Source organism: Buttiauxella sp. B2 (assembly GCF_006376615.1).
Taxonomy (GTDB): domain Bacteria; phylum Pseudomonadota; class Gammaproteobacteria; order Enterobacterales; family Enterobacteriaceae; genus Buttiauxella.
Window position 1 is genome coordinate 60255 of sequence record NZ_VEXQ01000001.1, and the last position, 17270, is coordinate 77524.

At 49.4% G+C, this 17270-nt stretch carries 19 protein-coding genes and 2 pseudogenes; 7 read left to right on the plus strand and 14 right to left on the minus strand.

The window, feature by feature from the left end; translation table 11 throughout:
- The first annotated feature begins 192 nt into the window (after positions 1-192).
- Positions 193-1404 (plus strand): tyrosine transporter TyrP, encoded by a 1212-nt coding sequence (tyrP, locus tag FH968_RS00365; protein ID WP_139876411.1) that lies wholly within the window; start codon positions 193-195, stop codon positions 1402-1404.
- Here the strand turns inward: tyrP and FH968_RS00370 are convergent, their stop codons facing one another.
- Positions 1405-2298, minus strand: coding sequence for an ABC transporter six-transmembrane domain-containing protein (locus FH968_RS00370; RefSeq protein ID WP_139876412.1), 894 nt, complete (start codon positions 2296-2298; stop codon positions 1405-1407).
- A gap of 94 nt (positions 2299-2392) precedes the next feature.
- Here FH968_RS00370 and FH968_RS00375 point away from each other — a divergent pair, with 94 nt between their 5' ends.
- A complete protein-coding gene (locus FH968_RS00375) occupies positions 2393-2971 on the plus strand; it encodes a TetR/AcrR family transcriptional regulator (RefSeq protein ID WP_139876413.1) in 579 nt (192 codons plus the stop codon).
- Between the two features lie 11 nt (positions 2972-2982).
- Here FH968_RS00375 and FH968_RS00380 read toward each other — a convergent pair whose 3' ends face one another.
- The 8 genes and pseudogenes from FH968_RS00380 to FH968_RS00415 all read right to left on the minus strand — a co-directional run bounded on the left by FH968_RS00380 (position 2983) and on the right by FH968_RS00415 (position 10627).
- Positions 2983-3855, minus strand: a complete 873-nt coding sequence (locus tag FH968_RS00380; protein WP_370451459.1) for an ABC transporter substrate-binding protein — start codon at positions 3853-3855, stop codon at positions 2983-2985.
- A gap of 33 nt (positions 3856-3888) precedes the next feature.
- On the minus strand, positions 3889-4668 hold the full coding sequence (locus tag FH968_RS00385; protein ID WP_139876415.1) for an amino acid ABC transporter ATP-binding protein: 780 nt from the start codon (positions 4666-4668) through the stop codon (positions 3889-3891).
- Positions 4652-5590: an amino acid ABC transporter permease gene (locus FH968_RS00390; RefSeq protein WP_139876416.1), complete on the minus strand. Its 939-nt coding sequence runs from the start codon at positions 5588-5590 to the stop codon at positions 4652-4654. The genes FH968_RS00385 and FH968_RS00390 overlap by 17 nt, the downstream gene beginning before the upstream one ends.
- A 9-nt stretch (positions 5591-5599) precedes the next feature.
- Positions 5600-6109 (minus strand): GNAT family N-acetyltransferase, encoded by a 510-nt coding sequence (locus FH968_RS00395; protein ID WP_139876417.1) that lies wholly within the window; start codon positions 6107-6109, stop codon positions 5600-5602.
- Between the two features lie 10 nt (positions 6110-6119).
- Positions 6120-7061, minus strand: a pseudogene (locus FH968_RS24105) (ABC transporter substrate-binding protein); the annotation flags it as partial.
- A 92-nt stretch (positions 7062-7153) separates the two neighbouring features.
- Positions 7154-8456, minus strand: a pseudogene (locus FH968_RS24110) (LLM class flavin-dependent oxidoreductase); the annotation flags it as partial.
- Positions 8457-8472: 16 nt separating this feature from the next.
- Complete coding sequence (locus FH968_RS00410; RefSeq protein ID WP_139876420.1) at positions 8473-9594, minus strand: amidohydrolase; 1122 nt, start codon at positions 9592-9594, stop codon at positions 8473-8475.
- A 10-nt stretch (positions 9595-9604) separates the two neighbouring features.
- On the minus strand, positions 9605-10627 hold the full coding sequence (locus FH968_RS00415) for an MsnO8 family LLM class oxidoreductase (RefSeq protein WP_139876421.1): 1023 nt from the start codon (positions 10625-10627) through the stop codon (positions 9605-9607).
- A gap of 313 nt (positions 10628-10940) precedes the next feature.
- On the opposite strand from FH968_RS00415, the gene FH968_RS00420 reads away from it, so the two are divergent.
- From FH968_RS00420 to FH968_RS00430, 3 genes are read left to right on the plus strand one after another with little or no spacing between them, the layout of a single operon-like run.
- The gene (locus tag FH968_RS00420; protein ID WP_139876422.1) at positions 10941-11264 is read left to right on the plus strand and encodes a helix-turn-helix domain-containing protein; all 324 of its coding nucleotides are present in this window, start codon (positions 10941-10943) and stop codon (positions 11262-11264) included.
- A complete protein-coding gene (locus FH968_RS00425) occupies positions 11249-11563 on the plus strand; it encodes a HipA N-terminal domain-containing protein (RefSeq protein ID WP_139876423.1) in 315 nt (104 codons plus the stop codon). Before FH968_RS00420 ends, FH968_RS00425 begins: the two co-directional genes overlap by 16 nt.
- Before the next feature lie 2 nt (positions 11564-11565).
- A complete protein-coding gene (locus FH968_RS00430; protein ID WP_139876424.1) occupies positions 11566-12615 on the plus strand; it encodes a type II toxin-antitoxin system HipA family toxin in 1050 nt (349 codons plus the stop codon).
- 43 nt (positions 12616-12658) lie between these two features.
- On the opposite strand, the gene tsr is transcribed toward FH968_RS00430, so the two are convergent.
- The 3 genes from tsr to FH968_RS00445 all read right to left on the minus strand — a co-directional run bounded on the left by tsr (position 12659) and on the right by FH968_RS00445 (position 15768).
- The gene (gene tsr, locus FH968_RS00435) at positions 12659-14323 is read right to left on the minus strand and encodes a methyl-accepting chemotaxis protein (protein ID WP_139877184.1); all 1665 of its coding nucleotides are present in this window, start codon (positions 14321-14323) and stop codon (positions 12659-12661) included.
- Between the two features lie 88 nt (positions 14324-14411).
- Positions 14412-14996, minus strand: coding sequence for a PadR family transcriptional regulator (locus tag FH968_RS00440; RefSeq protein WP_139876425.1), 585 nt, complete (start codon positions 14994-14996; stop codon positions 14412-14414).
- Positions 14997-15006: 10 nt separating this feature from the next.
- Entirely contained in the window at positions 15007-15768 is a 762-nt protein-coding gene (locus FH968_RS00445) for a siderophore-interacting protein (protein ID WP_139876426.1), read from the minus strand.
- A 264-nt stretch (positions 15769-16032) separates the two neighbouring features.
- Between FH968_RS00445 and FH968_RS00450 the strand changes: the two genes are divergently transcribed.
- Positions 16033-16248: a YdcH family protein gene (locus tag FH968_RS00450; protein ID WP_139876427.1), complete on the plus strand. Its 216-nt coding sequence runs from the start codon at positions 16033-16035 to the stop codon at positions 16246-16248.
- A gap of 53 nt (positions 16249-16301) precedes the next feature.
- On the opposite strand, the gene yqfB is transcribed toward FH968_RS00450, so the two are convergent.
- On the minus strand, positions 16302-16616 hold the full coding sequence (gene yqfB / locus FH968_RS00455) for a N(4)-acetylcytidine aminohydrolase (RefSeq protein ID WP_139876428.1): 315 nt from the start codon (positions 16614-16616) through the stop codon (positions 16302-16304).
- Between the two features lie 32 nt (positions 16617-16648).
- Entirely contained in the window at positions 16649-16822 is a 174-nt protein-coding gene (locus FH968_RS00460; RefSeq protein WP_139876429.1) for a GhoT/OrtT family toxin, read from the minus strand.
- A 167-nt stretch (positions 16823-16989) separates the two neighbouring features.
- Between FH968_RS00460 and FH968_RS00465 the strand changes: the two genes are divergently transcribed.
- Positions 16990-17178, plus strand: coding sequence for a YegP family protein (locus FH968_RS00465; RefSeq protein WP_139876430.1), 189 nt, complete (start codon positions 16990-16992; stop codon positions 17176-17178).
- Positions 17179-17270: the final 92 nt, after the last annotated feature.

Below are 17270 nucleotides of genomic sequence, written 5' to 3' on the forward strand. Positions count from 1 at the left end.
GCACCTCAATCAATTCAGTCATCTGCGTTATTGACCCGTAGAATTTTAGTCTGCAATTGAATTCATGCTCTTCACATCGAATTCGTAAATATAAAATTACACTCATTGTAAGCCTCATTTGACGGTTGCATTACAATCCCTTACCCTGCGCGGCACAATGTCGTTATAACAAGCGTAAATTCAGAGGGAAGCGTGAAGAATCGCACTCTTGGTAGTATCTTAATCGTCGCCGGAACCACTATTGGCGCAGGAATGTTGGCAATGCCGTTGGCTTCGGCGGGCGTTGGGTTTGGTGTAACGCTGCTTTTACTCGCCGGCCTGTGGGGGTTGATGTGTTATACCGCGCTGTTGCTGGTTGAAGTATATCAGCACGTTTCCGCTGACACCGGGCTTGGCAGTCTGGCGCGGCGCTATCTTGGTAAACCGGGGCAATGGATAACCGGTTTTAGCATGTTGTTTTTGATGTACGCTCTGACGGCTGCGTATATCAGCGGCGCTGGCGAGTTGCTGGCAGCCAGTCTTAGCCAATGGTTTTCGACCTCGATTTCGGTCACCACCGGTGTACTGCTGTTTACTGTGGTTGCCGGAGGGATTGTCTGTATTGGCACGCATATGGTGGATATGTTCAACCGTGTGTTATTCAGCGCCAAAATAGTGATGCTGGTGGTGATGCTGGCGTTGATGATGCCGCATATCCATCACACTAATTTGTTGACGTTACCATTAGAAAAAGGCCTCGCACTTTCCGCTATTCCGGTGATTTTTACCTCTTTTGGTTTCCATGGCAGCGTACCGAGTATTGTCAGTTATCTGGATGGCAATCTGCGTAAATTGCGCTGGGTATTTATCGTCGGTAGTGCCATTCCGTTAGTTGCTTATATTTTCTGGCAAGTGGCAACACTTGGGGCGATTGATTCGGGTGTATTCCGCGGGCTTCTGGCTAACCATTCAGGACTGAACGGTTTATTACAGGCTGTTCGCGAAGTCGTCGCTTCACCCCATGTTGAACTCGCTGTGCATTTGTTTGCCGATCTGGCGCTGGCAACATCATTCTTAGGCGTGTCTTTGGGGCTGTTTGATTACCTGAGCGATTTGTTTAACCGCAATCACAAAGCGTCGGGCCGTGCTCAAACAGGGCTGATGACCTTTATTCCACCTCTGGTCTTTGCCCTGTTCTATCCGCAAGGTTTTGTGATGGCGTTAGGTTATGCCGGTGTGGCGCTGGCGATACTTGCGTTAATCATCCCTTCGTTGTTGGTGTGGAAAAGCCGCGAGGTACAAAAAGAGTCGAGCTACCGCGTGGCTGGTGGCAAACCGTTGCTGATACTGGTGTTCTTCTGCGGTATTGCCGTCATTGTTATTCAGGCATTGATTGCCACGGGCGCATTGCCAGCAGTGGGTTAATTACACCAGTCCGGTGTTCACGCGCTTGCCTATCTCTTTTAGCTGCGAATATTTTTCCAGCAGCGATGGGCCGTCATCCAGGCTCATGGCGAACATCCACATGTAAGTCATGACCGAGTAAATATGCCCGGCGTTCCCAACCCCTTTCACCGTCATCAGCCAGATGGTCATCGAGAACAGGAACGCTGCGGCAGTACCAATCGACAAGTAGCCAATGGCTTCTCTGTCGGACAGACGAATGCGCACTCGCGCCAAAAAGTTGTAATGCTTGTTCAGCGTGTTTTCACTAGCATAACCGACGAATCCGACCTCTTTTTCCAGACGATCGTTAAGTTTCTCATACAGTATTTCGTTCTTGCGCGTATAGCCTGGCAGGAACAACGAGAAGAAAACTAATACCGCCAGACAAGCGACCCCAGCCCAGAATTCAATCGTCAGCAACATAATCACCGCACCGATGATTGAGGCCACCGAAGTAATCAACAGTGGCAGGTGCGTTTCAAAGAAGTCGACAAATTCACGTGACAATGTCACGCGGGCAGCGATAGTGGAATGGTCATGGTTGTCTTTACGCTGTGCGAGAATAACCGGCACCGCAAGCCCGGCATAAATTATTGTGAAAGTTCGCGTATCCATGCTGCGGCGTGCAGCGCCAATCGCCCACATAATAAAAACCACCAGCGCATACAGTAATGCATGCAACGGTTGCCCTTTTATAATGGCATTGATGGCGAAACCGGCCATTAACGGATAAAGCAGGTAAATGATGTTCTCAGCGACCACCAGCATCAGCGTAACAATCAGCTTTTTGTTATGGAGTTTTGCGAGTTTTTTTAAGGTATTTAATGCACCGCGCGATGGCGTAAGCCCGGCGGTGTGATGGGAAGTATGCATGACTTTATATTCTTAGATTGTTATTCTTGAGCGGTTGCTCAAGAATGTAAGAATTCTATTTGAGCGCTTGCTCAAAGTCAATGAAGGTACCGAGATGAAAGAAAAAACGTCTGTTCTAAAAGAGAATATTCTTGATGCCGCAATCGTGCTGTTCACCGAAAAAGGGGTGGAAAAAGTCACCACCCGCGAACTAACAGAACAAGTCGGGATTGCGCGTAGCCATATTTACCACTACTTCCCGGACTGGCAAACGCTGTGTATTGAAGCGTTTTCACGTTTTATGTATGCCGAACTGGAAACCTTTACCCTTAAAACGCGCGCTTTGCCGCCCGAACAAGGGCTGGTTGTTTTTGTGGAAGATTATTTACCCGATCGCGCCGATGCCGTTTGGGAGCTGTATGGCTCGCTGTGGCGTCTTGCGGTACATAACAAGGTTTACGCCGACCTTGCCTTAACGCTGACAGAAAAGTGGGATGCGTTGCTGGCGAGTATTATCGAAGCCGGTATTCAGAGTGGCGTTTTTCGTCAAACCGATGTTTTGCGTGTTACCCGCCAACTTGGTGCCTTGCTGAACGGGTATTCGGATCAATTGATTATCGACAACGCGCCGCTCGCACGCGTTCAGGCTTTGGACGATATTAAGGGCTTTTTAAGCCAGGTTCTTCTGGCTTAAAACAAGCAGTGCTACGGGTAAGTAATCCCGGGAAGATTAACCTCCGAGCTAGCCACTTCTTCGCCCTTTTCTCCCCAACGCACCAGAACTTGCTGATATTCGCCACGTTTAGCCGTGCCATCCAGCGCGGCTTGTAACGCATAAACCAGCCCGTTACCTTTTTTGGTGGTGGTAGCGACATACGCTTTCTTCGGACCAAGCCCAACCACACGCGTTTTACCCGTTAACGCTGCTTTATAGGCCGCAACACTTTGCGGGCCAAACATGGCATCCGCCCTTCCTGCCTGAATATAAAGATTGCCAGAGGCATCATCAGTCAGATAAATCGGCTGCGCCGGTTTTAGCCCTGCGCGTTCATTTTGCTCATTCCATCCCAACAAGATTTTCTCCTGATTGGTACCCGAACCTAAAATGATGCGCAATCCAGCGACATCTGCTGGATGAGTGATTTTTTGAATCGGACTGTCTGATTTCACTGAAAACGCCAGTGAATCTACGCGATAAGTCGCAAAATCAAATTTCGTTTTACGCTCCTCGGTTACAGCAATATTCACCAACGCCACATCATATCTGCCAGAGCTAATCCCAAGTGGCCAGTCTTCCCAGGCTGTAGGCACCAGTTTAAGTTTCAAACCCAGGCTATCGGCCAGCAAACGAGCAATATCCGGATCGCTGCCGATCCTTGTGCGGTTATCACTCGCCAGCATGGCAAGCGGTGGCGAATTTAGCGCAGAAATTGCCACCGTCAGCGTGCCGGGTTCTACAAACTTATAATCCGGTGGAATTTTGCTTATCGCTATCGGGTCTTTCACAGTATGAATCGGTTGCTCGTTAGCTTTAAGGTCAAGCGTTCCTTGGGCATAAAGAGTGGTACTAAACAGCATCAGCGCCAGTGGGACTAATTTCATATCTGCTCCTTAAAGAACTTTTGATAAGAACTGACGCGTTCGGGAATGCTGCGGATGGTTAAGCACTTCGTCGCTGCTGCCTTGCTCAACAATTTTACCATCCACCATAAACACCACGTTATCCGCCACTTCACGGGCAAAACCGATTTCGTGCGTCACCACGACCAGCGTCGTGCCGGAACGGGCGAGTTTTTTAATCACATCCAGCACTTCGCCGACAAGTTCCGGGTCCAGTGCCGAGGTAGGTTCATCAAACAGCATCACTCGGGGGCGCAACGCCAGTGCGCGGGCAATGGCAATACGCTGCTGTTGCCCGCCGGAAAGATGTCGCGACCAGGCATCCGCTTTATTGCGCAGCCCCACCACATCCAGCAATTGATAGGCCTGTTCAATGGCGTCTTTGCGATTAAGTTGTTTGTGTGCAATCGGCGCTTCTATCAGATTTTCCAGCACCGTGAGATGAGGGAACAAATTAAAGTTCTGGAACACATAACCGACGTTCACGCGCTGACGCAGGATCTCTTTCTCTTTGAGCTCATACAGTTTGTCTCCCGCCAGACGATAGCCAATGTAATCGCCATCAATTTGTATAAAGCCTTCGTCTACACGTTCCAGATGATTGATGGCGCGCAGCAAAGTCGATTTACCCGAACCCGATGGCCCAAGGATCACGGTTACCGAACCTGGCTCAAGCTCCAGAGAAATATTATCCAGTGCCTTATGGCGGCCAAAATATTTACTGACTCCGGTAATCGAAATATGGCCCGTCTGATTATGGGAGTGGTGCATGAGCAACCTCCTGGGTTGGCAGCACGGGTTGGCGTGATGTATTACGTACCGGGCTTTGTTGATTAATGGCGGAGCGGCGTTCGCTGCGGGCGAGCCAGCGCTCAACCAGATGTTGAATCAGTGACAGCACGCTGGTGATAACCAGATACCAGACGGCACCTACCATCAGTAACGGAATAACTTCCTGGGTGCGGTTATAGATCATCTGAATGGTGTAGAAAAGTTCAGGCATCGCCAGCACATAAACCATCGCCGTGCCTTTCGCCAGGCTGATAATTTCATTGAAACCTGCGGGTAAAATAGTGCGTAACGCCTGCGGCAGAATAATGCGCAGTGTCCGTCGCCATGCCGGTAATCCTAATGCCGCGGCCGCCTCATATTGCCCGTGGTCAACACCCAAAAATCCACCACGAATAATTTCTGCGGTATAGGCGCTTTGTACCAACGTCAGCCCAACAACAGCGGTAGAAAACTGCCCAAGCACGTTGATGGTCTGGTAACTGCCCCACTGAATCTGGGTAAACGGAATGCCGATTGATAGCGTGTCGTACAGATAAGAGAAGTTATATAAAATGATCAGCACCACAATCAGCGGTAGCGAACGAAATAGCCAGATGTAACCCCAGGCCAGGCTGTTTAGCAGCCACGAAGATGAAAGTCGCGCCAACGCCAGTAAACCGCCAATCACCACACTTAATGCCGTACCAATCAGCGTTAGCAGTAATGTTTGCGCCAGTCCTTCCAGAATCACCGGGTCAAAGAACCAGCGTGCAAACACGCTCCATTCCCAACGCGGGTTAAAGGCAACCGACTGGACAACAATCCCCAGCACAAACAGTGCGATGACTGCCCCCAACGTTCGCAGCGGGTAACGCGCTGGAACAACTTTAATGGTGGATGGTCTGTTTGAAGATCTCGTCATAATGATTCCTCAGGCCGTTTTGCTCAGGTGAATCGGTGCCAGCGCTTTGGTGAAACGCAAGCGCCCATCAAAAGGAGCCACGCCGTACTCTTCGGGATTGCGGTGTACATCGAATTGCGGCTGATAGCCGAGGCTTAAATACAGCTTTACCGCTTCTGGCTGGCGAAAACCGGTGGTCAGGTAAACGTGGCGATAACCGGCAAACTGCGCCCTGCTTTCAAGTTCACGCACCATGCGCTGAGCAAGCCCTTGCTGGCGCAATGTGGGATGTGTCCAGATACGTTTTAACTCGGCGGTATGCTCATCAAAGGGCTTATACGCGCCGATGGCAATAATTTCGCCGTCACGTTCCAGAACAATGAATAGCCCCTGTGGCGCCAGATACCATTCGGTTAATTCCACTTCGGTATCACGTGAAAAGTAGTCCCCGTAACGGGCTTCATATTCACCAAACAGCCCGCTAACAATCGGCTGGAGTTCCGGCGCTTGCGGTGAGACATCACGAAATTGTTCACTCATGGTCTGCTCCTTAGTCGCCAAGACCGGCTGGGTTAATTTCAGATGCCGGGATTTGTTCAACACTTTCCCCCCAGCGGCTCAGCACTTTGTTGTAATCACCGTTTTTGATGACGCCATTGAGTGCAATTTGCACGGGCTCGGCCAGGCCACTTCCTTTTTTGAGTGTGACCGCGATGTGAGCCGCCTTCGGCCAGCCACCATCAACAACACCCACTAGCTGCGTTTTCTGCGTGAGTGCCGCTTTCCAGGCGCCAGTCACGTTCGGGCCAAAGAAGGCATCGGCGCGACCCGACTGCAATGCGAGGGTTTGAGCTGCATCGTCTTTGGTATAAACCGGCGTGAACGTTTTAAGCCCTTTCTTTAGGTTCTCAGCATTCCACGCCAGCAGGATAGATTCCTGGTTGGTCCCTGAGCCGACAATAATGCGCAGCCCGGCGATATCGTCGGCTTTCTCAATTTTCTTAATTGGGCTGTTCGACTTCACATAGAAACCCAGCGAGTCCTTACGGTAGGTCGCAAAGTCGAATTTCTGTTTGCGATCTTTGGTGACGGTAATATTGCTGATCGCGGCATCATATTTTCCCGAGGTCACACCGAGTGGCCAATCTTCCCATGAGGTAGGCACCACGTTCAGCTCAAGCCCTAAGCTATCGGCGACCAGGCGCGCAATATCCACCTCACTCCCCAGCAGCGTTTTATTATCTTCGGCAAATACGGTTAACGGTGGCGAATTGAGTGCTGCCACTGCCACAGTGAATTTACCGGGTACAGCAAAACGATAATCTTTTGGCAGTTGCGCCACTGCCTGCGGGTTTAGCGCCGTGTTAACCGGAGCTTTGTTGGCTTCGAGACTCACTCCCGTACCATTAATGGTGACGCTTTGTGCCCAGGTTGCCGTTGATGAAAATGCCAGAGCGATTGCAAGGATTAGCGATGATTTATGCATAGTGTGTCTCTTTTAATGGGTTTTAATGTCGGATGTCGCTAACGCTAATCCGACCTACGGAAACCGGTGGTTAGCGACATCCACCCTTTTTTACGAAAATTGATTGATCGGGTTGGCGAGCCCAAGGCTTTCACGCAGCGTGGTGCCGGGATATTCCTTGCGAAACAACCCGCGTGCTTGCAGTACCGGAACCACTTCATCGACAAAACGTGGGAAGGTATCTGGCGTGCCGCCCTGAATAATGAAACCGTCTGCGGCATGGCTCTCGAACCATTGTTGCAGCCCATCAGCGACTTGTTGCGCGGTGCCAGCAAAACGTGGGCGCGGCGATGCGGCTTCCAGCGCTACCTGACGTAAAGTCAGCTTGCGTTCGCGGGCATTACGTTTAATTTCATCGGTGGTGCTGCGGAAGCTGTTCTGCCCCAGGTCTCCGATATCCGGGAATGGTGCATCCAACGGATACTGTCTGAAGTCGTGGTGCTCAAAATAACGACCCAGGTAATTAAGAGCATCGTTTATGGATACCAGTGCTGCCGTAGTTTGATATTGGTTTTCTACGTCATCAGCATCTTTGCCGACAATGACGCTGACGCCCTGGAATATCAGCAACTCATCAGCCTTGCGGTCATGGCTTTCCAACTGGCTTTTAACATCGCGATAAAAATGCTGCGCTTCTTCAATGAATTCATGATGGGTGAAAATGGCATCCGCATGGCGGGCCGCTATTTTTTTGCCATCGTCGGAAGCACCTGCCTGAAATATAATTGGTCGACCTTGTGGTGTGCGGGAAATATTCAGTGGGCCAGCCACCTGGAAGAAGTCGCCGCGATGATCCAGTGTGTTCAATTTATTCGGGTCAAAGAATTGCCCACTTTCTTTATCGCGAATAAAAGCGTCTTCTTCCCAGGAGTCCCACAACCCTTTCACCACATCAAGATATTCATCGGCAATGCGATAACGCAGCGCATGCTCAGGGTGTTTTTCACGCGAGAAGTTCTTAGCTGAACCTTCCAGCGGTGATGTCACCACATTCCAGCCCGCACGGCCTTTGCTTAAATGATCAAGACTCGCGAACTGGCGCGCTACGGTGAAGGGTTCGCTGTAAGAAGTAGACAACGTGCCAACTAAACCTAAATGCGTGGTGACGCTGGCTAATGCTGACAGCACTGTTAGCGGTTCAAATCTATTTAAAAAATGAGGGATGGATTTATCGTTAATATATAATCCGTCTGCGACGAATAAAAAATCCAGCTTCCCCTGCTCGGCTTTTAATGCCGTATCTTTTACAAATTCAAAATTAATACTGGCATCGGGAATAGCCGCTGGGTGACGCCACGCCGACATGTTTCCTGAAGCACCATGCAGTATTGTGCCAAGGCGCAATTGTCGATTATTAGACATAGTTAACTCCGAATTATTAATTTACCCGTAGCGCCTGTTCAGCAAGCGTTGCGAAATATCTCGCGGCATCTTCAATTAATGCTTCATCCGGATTAAAGGCCGAATGATGCAAACCATATTCACTTGCGCTGCCAATGCTGACAAACGCACCGGGAATGGTTTGTAAGTAAACGGCGAAGTCTTCACCGCCCATATGTAATTTGGAAGTTTGTGTCTTATAACCCACGTCTTGTGCAACCCGGGTCGCAAACGCTGCCCATTTATCATCATTGATTAACGTGACTGGCCCGTTAAACCACTCCACGTCAATCTGCGCACCAAACGCACTGGAAAAACCGGAGGCTATTTCGTTGACGCGCTTTTCGACCTGCCGCTGAATGTCGGCGCGATGGGTGCGTACGGTTCCTTCAAGCTCAACGCTTTCAGGCAATACATTCCAGGTATTTCCACCTTGAATACGCGTTACGCTAACAATCACCGAATCCAGCGTGTCGATATTGCGACTGGCAATGGTCTGCAATGCCACCACTAACTGGCTGGCAAGAACAATGGCATCGTTGCCCTCATGTGGGCGTGCGGCATGCGCGCCTTTGCCTTTCACCCGTAAAACGAAGCGATCGACGTTGGCATAAAACGCGCCACCACGCGTGGCGAAAGTGCCAACCGGCAAACCGGGTTCGTTATGCATCCCGAAAATGGCAGACACGTTTTCTAGCGATCCGGCTTTTATCAACGCCTTTGCCCCTGTGAAGTTTTCTTCCGCAGGCTGAAACAACAAACGAACACGGCCTGTTAATTGAGCTTCACGTTGTTTGAGTAACAAGGCGGCTCCCAGAATCACGCTGCTGTGAACATCATGCCCACAGGCATGCATTACGCCCTCATTTTGCGAACTAAACGGCACACCGCTCGTTTCCTGAATGGGCAGTGCGTCAATATCAGCTCGCAGCGCAATCACTTTTTCGCCGTGTCCCACTTCTGCCACCACACCGGTTGCGAGTGAATACGGTAACAAACGTAAACCTGCTGATTCCAGCCAGTGGCGGATCCTGGCCGTCGTTGCCACTTCCTGACCAGATAGCTCCGGGTATTGGTGTAACTCGCGTCGCCAGTTAACAAGCTGTTGTGCGAATGTCATCAGCGTCCCCTTACCATGCTTCATGTTCAGCGGCAAAATCAGAGACAGATTTCACGGGTTGAACGCCTGCCAACAAACGCAGCGACTGAAAACGTGCAGTGGGATCGGCAATGGGAGTGTCGATAATGAATTCATCAATGCCAAATTCCTGGCTCAACGCCGCAAGCCCGGCACGCACAGTTTCGGCGGTTCCTTTCAGTAATAAAGGTTCACGGCGTGCGATTTTTTTGATGGCGCTACCGGCCTGGCGAGCAAATGCCTGCGCCTGTTCTTCACTGACGACACTCACGCGCTGTGCGTTTTCCAGTTCAACACTCCAGATTTGAATCAGGCTTGCCAGTTCATCGGCTTTTTGCGCGTCTGTCGCGACAATAACCTGCACCGCCACCAGCGTGTCGCGCTGGCTTTTATTGCGCCAGCCGTTGAGCACTTCGTGCATTAAGGTTTTGTCGCCATTTAAGTGCGCGGCATAAACAAAGTCCCAGTTCAGATTTGCGGCCAGTGCCGCACTTTCAAGGCTTGCGCCCAGCAGGAAACGACTGGCACTTTGGGCTGGAACCGGTGTCGCGCGTAAGATTTCCTCTGCGTCTTTGCCTGCGGGCAAAGAAAGCCAGTTATCAAGTTGGGTGAGCTTTTCGGCAAACGTCTCTTTATCTTGCACACCGCGTTGCAACGCCTGCGTAGAAAGCGGCAATCCACCAGGTGCTTTTCCCACGCCCAGATCAATTCGCCCAGGTGCCAGGCTTGCCAGCAGATTGAAATTTTCGGCCACTTTATACGGGCTGTAATGTTGCAGCATCACCCCGCCGGAACCGACACGAATACGTTGTGTCTGCCCTGCCACCCACGCAATAAGCAACTCGGGTGATGGGCTCGCCAACTGTGAGGTGTTGTGATGCTCGGCAATCCAGAAGCGGTGATAGCCCCACTCCTCAGCAAGTTGCGCAAGACGAAGCGTATGTTTTAGAGCGTCGCCTGGGGTGTCATCCTTAGCGACTGGGCTTTTATCCAACAGGCTGATTCGATAAGACATGCAATAAACTCGTATTGATTAACATGCCTTCATTAATAAGGTTTCCGCTCAAACGAGTGAAACAATTAATTTACATTTGGTTAGCAATAATCTGGATAAGCCACATCTGCGACAGCGAATAAGCTTGTTTATGAGCTATAATTACAAATAAAAGTCACAAACAGACTTTTATTGAGCCTTTAAGTTGACAAAAAACCGTAAATGAACCATTTATTGTATATAGAAAGAGATAAGGTCTATTTATGACACTCAATCGCATTAATGAATCATAAAAAAGCCAAATATCTACTTTAACAAATATTAAAGGTCAAATATGAACCATGACAATGCATCGCTCGCAGAAAAATTGCACACCATGAGTGAGTTATTGAATGACGTTAAAAAAGCAGTGATGCTGCGGGCGCAAGAATTTGAGTTGGCAATAGACGAACAAGTCATCTCTGATTCCGCGCAACTGGGGCAACAATTGAACCAACGTCGCAAAGAATTAGCTATCGATATGGTGACGCTTGAGTTGCAAACGGGTGTATCGGTATCAACACTAAAACGGCTGTTCAAAGATCCTGAACAGGTCAAATTTGGCACAGTTCTGCGTGTCGCGGATGCGCTGGGTGTGAAATTATGCGCCGCCGTGTAGAAGTGTGGTTATACGGCGAAGCCGTGGGTGAACTGAGCCAGGATGACGACGGATTTACGTTCAACTATCGCGCTGATTATATTGGCCCCCCGCTGTCACTAAGCCTACCAGTGCGCATCGGCCACTTTCACAGCAATTCCTTGCCGCCTTTTTTTGCTTCACTGGCACCAGAAGGCTGGTTGAAAATGCGCTACAGCCAGTTACAACAACGCGACGAGCATGATTTGCTCGGAATGCTTATCGACAATGGCAAAAACCTGATTGGTGCAGTGCAATTGGTCTACACGCAGGAGGATTAACGATGGAATTAGCCACACGTTGCCACATTCTTTTGACTCCTCTGGTGCAGGCCAAAGAGCAAGAGTCCGGTTATTCGACGAAAGGTCTGAAGCACCTGACAGGTTCAGGTAAAGTAAACCCGCAACTGAGTTTTACGCGCAGTGAATTTATTCACGAATTGCCAAAGACCCAACGCGGTATGAGCATTTCCGGGTATCAGCCTAAGTTGCAGATGGTGGTGCAGGATGGTGAGTTCGCCGTAGTTGAACACCAGGGCGAATACATCCTCAAACCGTCTCCGGCTGAATTCCCACATCTGGCAGAAAACGAACACGCAACCATGACGCTGATGGCACGGCTTGGTTTTGATGTGCCACCGCATGGGCTGGTGAGTTTTGCGCGTGAGCATGCCGATAGCAAAAATGAACTCGCTTTTGTTGTCCGCCGCTTCGACCGTGATATGCAGACCGGTGCCGCGATTCATCAGGAACAGCTTGATGCGGCCATGAACGTTGGTGAGAAATACGGAAAAACGGGGAGCGACGGTAAGCAGTACGTCAGTTATCAGCAATTAGCTGAATTTTTGACTCAACATGTCAATAACAACCTCGCTTTCAAAATCGATCTGTTTCGGCGCATTGCTTATGCTTATCTGCTGGGCAATAACGATATGCACCTGCGTAATTTTGGTCTAATGCACCCGCGAATGGGCGAGCCTACGCTGTCACCGGTTTATGATTTCGTTTCTGTGGCACCGTATCCCGCCATATTTAGTTCTGGATTTATGGCCTTACCATTGCTGGCATGTGAAGAAGGTGACCGCGAGTTAGCCCCAGGTTTTAAAACGGCTTATGGCGAATACCTCGGGATGGATTTCACAGTGCTCGGGCTTAGCATGGGGCTGACAGAAAAACTTATCGTTAAACTGCTCAATGATTTGCAAAAAGAGAGTCGTGTGGTTGAAGCGGTATACCGTGATTCGTTTATGCCCGCAGACGCGATTGATGCCACGCTGCGTTGTTACTACCAGCGGTTGGATCGCTTGATGCGCTTAGATGAGGCGGAAATTTAGGATAAAAGCGGGTAATGGTTATTACCCGCGGGCCATTACACTATCAGAAGGTTTCCCAGTTATCGTTTGAGTCGCTGGCAGCTGCTTTGCGGCTCATAACCGGCGTGATAGCCAATTTAGGCTCCACAATACGGGTTTGTGCTTTTACATCCTGGTTAATACGAAATACGGCTACAGCCTGAGTCAGGCGGCTTGCTTGTTCTTCCAGTGCAGAAGCGGCTGCGGCAGATTCCTCAACCAATGCGGCATTTTGCTGTGTCACACGGTCCATTTCAGAAACTGCCAGCCCAACCTGGTCTATCCCACGGCTTTGCTCATCGGATGCCGAGGCAATTTCACCCATTATGTCCGTCACACGTGTTACCGCATTAACGATTTCATCCATCGTTTCGCCCGCGCTTTCAACAAGCGTTGAACCGGTATCCACTTTATTGACGGAATCTTCAATCAGGCTCTTAATCTCTTTCGCAGCTTGCGCACTACGTTGTGCCAAATTGCGAACTTCACCGGCAACCACTGCAAAACCACGGCCTTGTTCGCCCGCACGAGCGGCTTCTACCGCCGCGTTCAGCGCCAGAATATTGGTCTGGAATGCAATGCCATCAATCACGCTGGTGATATCGGCTATCTTTTTCGAGCTGCTGGCGATGTCATTCATGGTACGCACCACGTTATCCACCACTTTGCCGCCCTTCTGCGCGGTTTCGGATGCGCTTAATGCCAGTTGGCTTGCCTGACGGGCATTTTCGGCATTCTGCTTCACGGTCGCTGTAAGCTGTTCCATGCTGGCTGCAGTTTCTTCAAGCGATGCTGCTTGTTGCTCAGTACGGGAAGACAGGTCGTTGTTACCGATAGAGATTTCGCTGGCACCGCTATAAATCGCATTTGCTCCGTTACGAACATCACTCACCGTACTCATCAGCTCGGACTGCATATGGCGCAGACTCGCGGCCAGTTGACCCATTTCATTGGTGCCTTCCACATCAATGGAGCGCACCAGGTCACCGCTGGCAATATGACGGATGCTTTCAATCAGGCGATGAAGCGGTTCAATAAGGGTTTTCTTGATTCCTAGCCAGACAGTAATAATTGCCGCCGCAACCAACGCCAGAATCACAATAAGGATCCAGATAGCCTGCGAGTAAGACTGGTTATTGTCGTCTACTGCCGCCTGGTACAGGAGGTCATTTTGTTGCAGATAATTGACGTACTCTTTCTCGAAGCCATCCTGATATTTCTGCGTAGGTTGGTCGAAAAATTCGTTAATTTTGCCGGAGCCAAGCAGTTGAATTAGCTCCGCCAGTGCACCGTGGTAAATCGCGTAGTTACGCTTGATTTCAGCAATCGACTCTTCACTTTGACGCGGGTCGCGTGGCAAAGACTCATACTCAGCCCATTCAGTTTCAGCTTGTTTAAGAGACTGGCTGGCGATAAGCATCAACTCGTTCACAGTTGACCCGCTGCCAATATTGTTGGTATCCATCATATGGCGAATACCGGCACGGTTTAGTGTGTTACGCGTTTGCAAAAGCGCAACCCAGCTACCGTTGAGTGTGGACTGTTGCTGGCGAATAGTTTGCAGCACAGTGAAGTTTTCTTTGTCGTTTTTCAGCGCGTTGAAGAACAACCCGCCGGAGGTAATTTGTAAGGCACCAAATAAACCCAGTACAAACAATAAACTGGTTACAACTTTTATGCGATTTAACATGCTCATTTCGTCTCATGGCAACAGAAGCATACAGTTTCGGCAGTTATCGCTAAAACTTTATGCTTCATTTCGCCAAAGAGACGACATTTTAGCTGCGCTCTATGTCTTTCGCGGCTTGATCCAGGGTATCGATAATTTTATACAGCGTCTCTTTCGGCAGGTCGCTCTGCCCAAGTTTAGTGTTCAACGCCATTTTGAAATTGTGGATGGCGCGCTGTATTTCCGGAAGTCGGCGGTTATCACCCAAAACACCCAACGACTCGAGCTTAGCGACGATATGCCTCAGATGTTCCTGTTGTGCGGCGAGTTCGCCCTGGCCTTCTTCGGTTAGCATCCATGCTTTTTTGCTGCTATCGCCCTGCACCGCTGCGATAAATCCCATCTCTTCAAGCAAAGACAGGTTCGGGTAAATAATCCCCGGGCTTGGTACGTACTCGCCTTTAGCCATTGCCTCAATGGATTTGATTAGCTCATAACCATGCGCGGTGTTACCTGACAGGAAATGCAGAATCAGCAGGCGAATGTCATTGGCATCGAACAGGCGTTCACGGCGCATGCGCGATTTACCGTCCATGCCACCGTGTTCGTGATGACCGTGGCCGCCATGTGAACCCTGTCTTTCATGGCGTTCATGTTTTGCACAAAAGTGATGGTTAACGTGGTGAATTCTCATGGTTGTTTCCTTATTTGTTATGCCAGTAAGCCACGGCGCGAACATAATCCGCATCCAGGCCATGATTTTCCAGCAGTTCATCGCTGAGTTGTTTCACGTCATTCCCTTCCCCGGTTATCCAGATGAAGTAGTCGCTGTCCGGGAATTCAAAACTGCTGACGCGTTTTGCGATGGATTCGGTATCAAGCCACTCAATCTTTGCGTGTGTAAACTCACTGAGGTATTCGTGGGTGTGTGCGTGATGGCTATTAACCAGCACGGTTGGTGTGATGTGTTCCGGCAACGACAGCAAGCGACGGCGAACTGCTGGCAGGCCACTTTCATCGCAAATATAGAGTTGGAAAGAGTAATCGGTTGGGATAACCAAAGATCCTCTTGGCCCACCGATGAGTAGCGTATCGCCAACGGCGGCGTTATCCGCCCATAGGCTTGCGACACCGCCATCGTGAATATAGAAATCTAACGTCAATTCATTGCATGACGCGTCAAAGGCAAGCGGCGTGTAATCACGGGAAAGCGGGCGTTGGCCTTCCCCCCAGACAATGCCGTCGTCAGTGACTGATGGACGTGAAAAACCGCCATCCGTTGATGGGAAAAAGACCTTCACATGGTCATCAAATCCCCGAGAGGAAAAACCAGCCAGTTCTGGGCTCGTAAATACGACGCGGTGAAAACAACCTGCGACGGTGTGTTTGCTTTTAACCGTTAACTCGCGGAATTTGAGTTCGTTTTTCACGCGTTTTGGAAGATTAGGTTTGGTTTCGTGGGCCATTCGGTTCTCATTTTTGCAGTGTAAGATATATCATAGATATGTTTTAGCACATGAGGATGATGTTGTCGTTATCAATTTTTGTCATTTAGCAAGCCGCCATTTGCTGAAAATATAATCAACCTTGCTAACTCGCCTACGGGATCGCAAATTGACAAACCCTTACGATATTGCTCTTTCAATTGAGGCGAGACGGTACCTACACTGCAATTGGCAACAACTGCCAGCGATATTCCTTTCACCATCTAACAGTCCAGGAGGTTTGCAATGTTTCCTGAGTACCGTGAATTGATCACCGAATTAAAATCCGCTAACCCGCGATTCCTCAGCTTGTTTGACAAGCACAACCAGCTAGACGATGAGATTTTACGCAAGGGAGGACCGCAAGGAACGGGATGCAACGAGAAGGTCGTGCAGATGAAAAAAGAAAAGCTGCGGCTAAAAGATGAGTTGTATCAGATGTTGAAGAAAGCCAGTCAATAGATTTGTTTTCAGGAAGGGGTAACTCCCTTCCTTTGTTTTACCAGGGCTGAGTTCTACGCTTTAGCCACCAACGTAAAAACAATCGCATAAAGCTCATTCAAACCCGGATAAATTTCAGCAATCACCTCTTTGAGTTGTGGCAGCGTCATATTCTCCTGACGCGCATGCTCATCGGTCAGATGATCAAGTGCCACGGGCGTTACGCTGACCACTTCAATAGTGCAAAAATAAGCATCATCTTCATAACGCCCGACGCGTAATTGCTGGCCCGGCTTAAAATGTGATTCAGAAGCATCACGCAGTGTTATTGTTTTGCGCCCCGCGACAATATCGCTTTCAAAACGCTGAAAAAAAGTTATGTCATTCATAGCGCATCCTAACGTGTCGGTAATAAAACGAGTTAAAACAAAGAAAATATCAGCACAACCGGAAAACTGATCGGCCATGTTGCGCCGACCAACAATGCGCTTAACAGTCTAATTCGTTTGGTATCGTGAGACAAAAACCAGGTGATGAAAGCAGCGGCAAACGACATTACAGCGTAAAAAATCAACATTTTTTGATAAACGGTCATAAAAAATCGAGTGACTTGTTAAAATAATTTTGCAAAATATGCTCTTTTTTATGACTCGAATCAAGTTTTTGCACCCTCAGGCTCTGACTTGCCGCTCGGCTTGTTGATTGCACTATATTTAATCTATTCCGCAGGCATTGGGTCTGGGGTATGAGCGGAGATTTTCAATGGGACACTACGTTTTAAAGAAATCAACGAAGGCAACGGCAGAACCATTTTATTTCGTGTTGAAAGCGGCAAATGGGCAAGTTATTGCGCAGAGCGAAATGTACTCGTCAAAAGCCGCAGCGCACAAAGGGATTGAATCAGTCCAAAAAAATGGCGCATCAACTGATATCCGTGATGAAACTGAGTAATTAACAATAGATAAAAAGGATGACGCTCCGCTTTATGTTTACAACTTTTGTGCTAAAGAAAAGCGTGGGCGCCATCCCTTTCCTCTTAAATA

Coding starts and splice junctions, on each gene's coding strand:
- FH968_RS00370 (WP_139876412.1), bottom strand. CDS start 2,298: ATGCATACTTCCCATCACACCGCCGGGCTTACGCCATCGCGCGGTGCA.
- FH968_RS00375 (WP_139876413.1), top strand. CDS start 2,393: ATGAAAGAAAAAACGTCTGTTCTAAAAGAGAATATTCTTGATGCCGCA.
- FH968_RS00380 (WP_370451459.1), bottom strand. CDS start 3,855: ATGCTGTTTAGTACCACTCTTTATGCCCAAGGAACGCTTGACCTTAAA.
- FH968_RS00385 (WP_139876415.1), bottom strand. CDS start 4,668: ATGCACCACTCCCATAATCAGACGGGCCATATTTCGATTACCGGAGTC.
- FH968_RS00390 (WP_139876416.1), bottom strand. CDS start 5,590: ATGACGAGATCTTCAAACAGACCATCCACCATTAAAGTTGTTCCAGCG.
- FH968_RS00395 (WP_139876417.1), bottom strand. CDS start 6,109: ATGAGTGAACAATTTCGTGATGTCTCACCGCAAGCGCCGGAACTCCAG.
- FH968_RS00410 (WP_139876420.1), bottom strand. CDS start 9,594: ATGACATTCGCACAACAGCTTGTTAACTGGCGACGCGAGTTACACCAA.
- FH968_RS00415 (WP_139876421.1), bottom strand. CDS start 10,627: ATGTCTTATCGAATCAGCCTGTTGGATAAAAGCCCAGTCGCTAAGGAT.
- FH968_RS00420 (WP_139876422.1), top strand. CDS start 10,941: ATGAACCATGACAATGCATCGCTCGCAGAAAAATTGCACACCATGAGT.
- FH968_RS00425 (WP_139876423.1), top strand. CDS start 11,249: ATGCGCCGCCGTGTAGAAGTGTGGTTATACGGCGAAGCCGTGGGTGAA.
- FH968_RS00430 (WP_139876424.1), top strand. CDS start 11,566: ATGGAATTAGCCACACGTTGCCACATTCTTTTGACTCCTCTGGTGCAG.
- tsr (WP_139877184.1), bottom strand. CDS start 14,323: ATGTTAAATCGCATAAAAGTTGTAACCAGTTTATTGTTTGTACTGGGT.
- FH968_RS00440 (WP_139876425.1), bottom strand. CDS start 14,996: ATGAGAATTCACCACGTTAACCATCACTTTTGTGCAAAACATGAACGC.
- FH968_RS00445 (WP_139876426.1), bottom strand. CDS start 15,768: ATGGCCCACGAAACCAAACCTAATCTTCCAAAACGCGTGAAAAACGAA.
- FH968_RS00450 (WP_139876427.1), top strand. CDS start 16,033: ATGTTTCCTGAGTACCGTGAATTGATCACCGAATTAAAATCCGCTAAC.
- yqfB (WP_139876428.1), bottom strand. CDS start 16,616: ATGAATGACATAACTTTTTTTCAGCGTTTTGAAAGCGATATTGTCGCG.
- FH968_RS00460 (WP_139876429.1), bottom strand. CDS start 16,822: ATGACCGTTTATCAAAAAATGTTGATTTTTTACGCTGTAATGTCGTTT.
- FH968_RS00465 (WP_139876430.1), top strand. CDS start 16,990: ATGGGACACTACGTTTTAAAGAAATCAACGAAGGCAACGGCAGAACCA.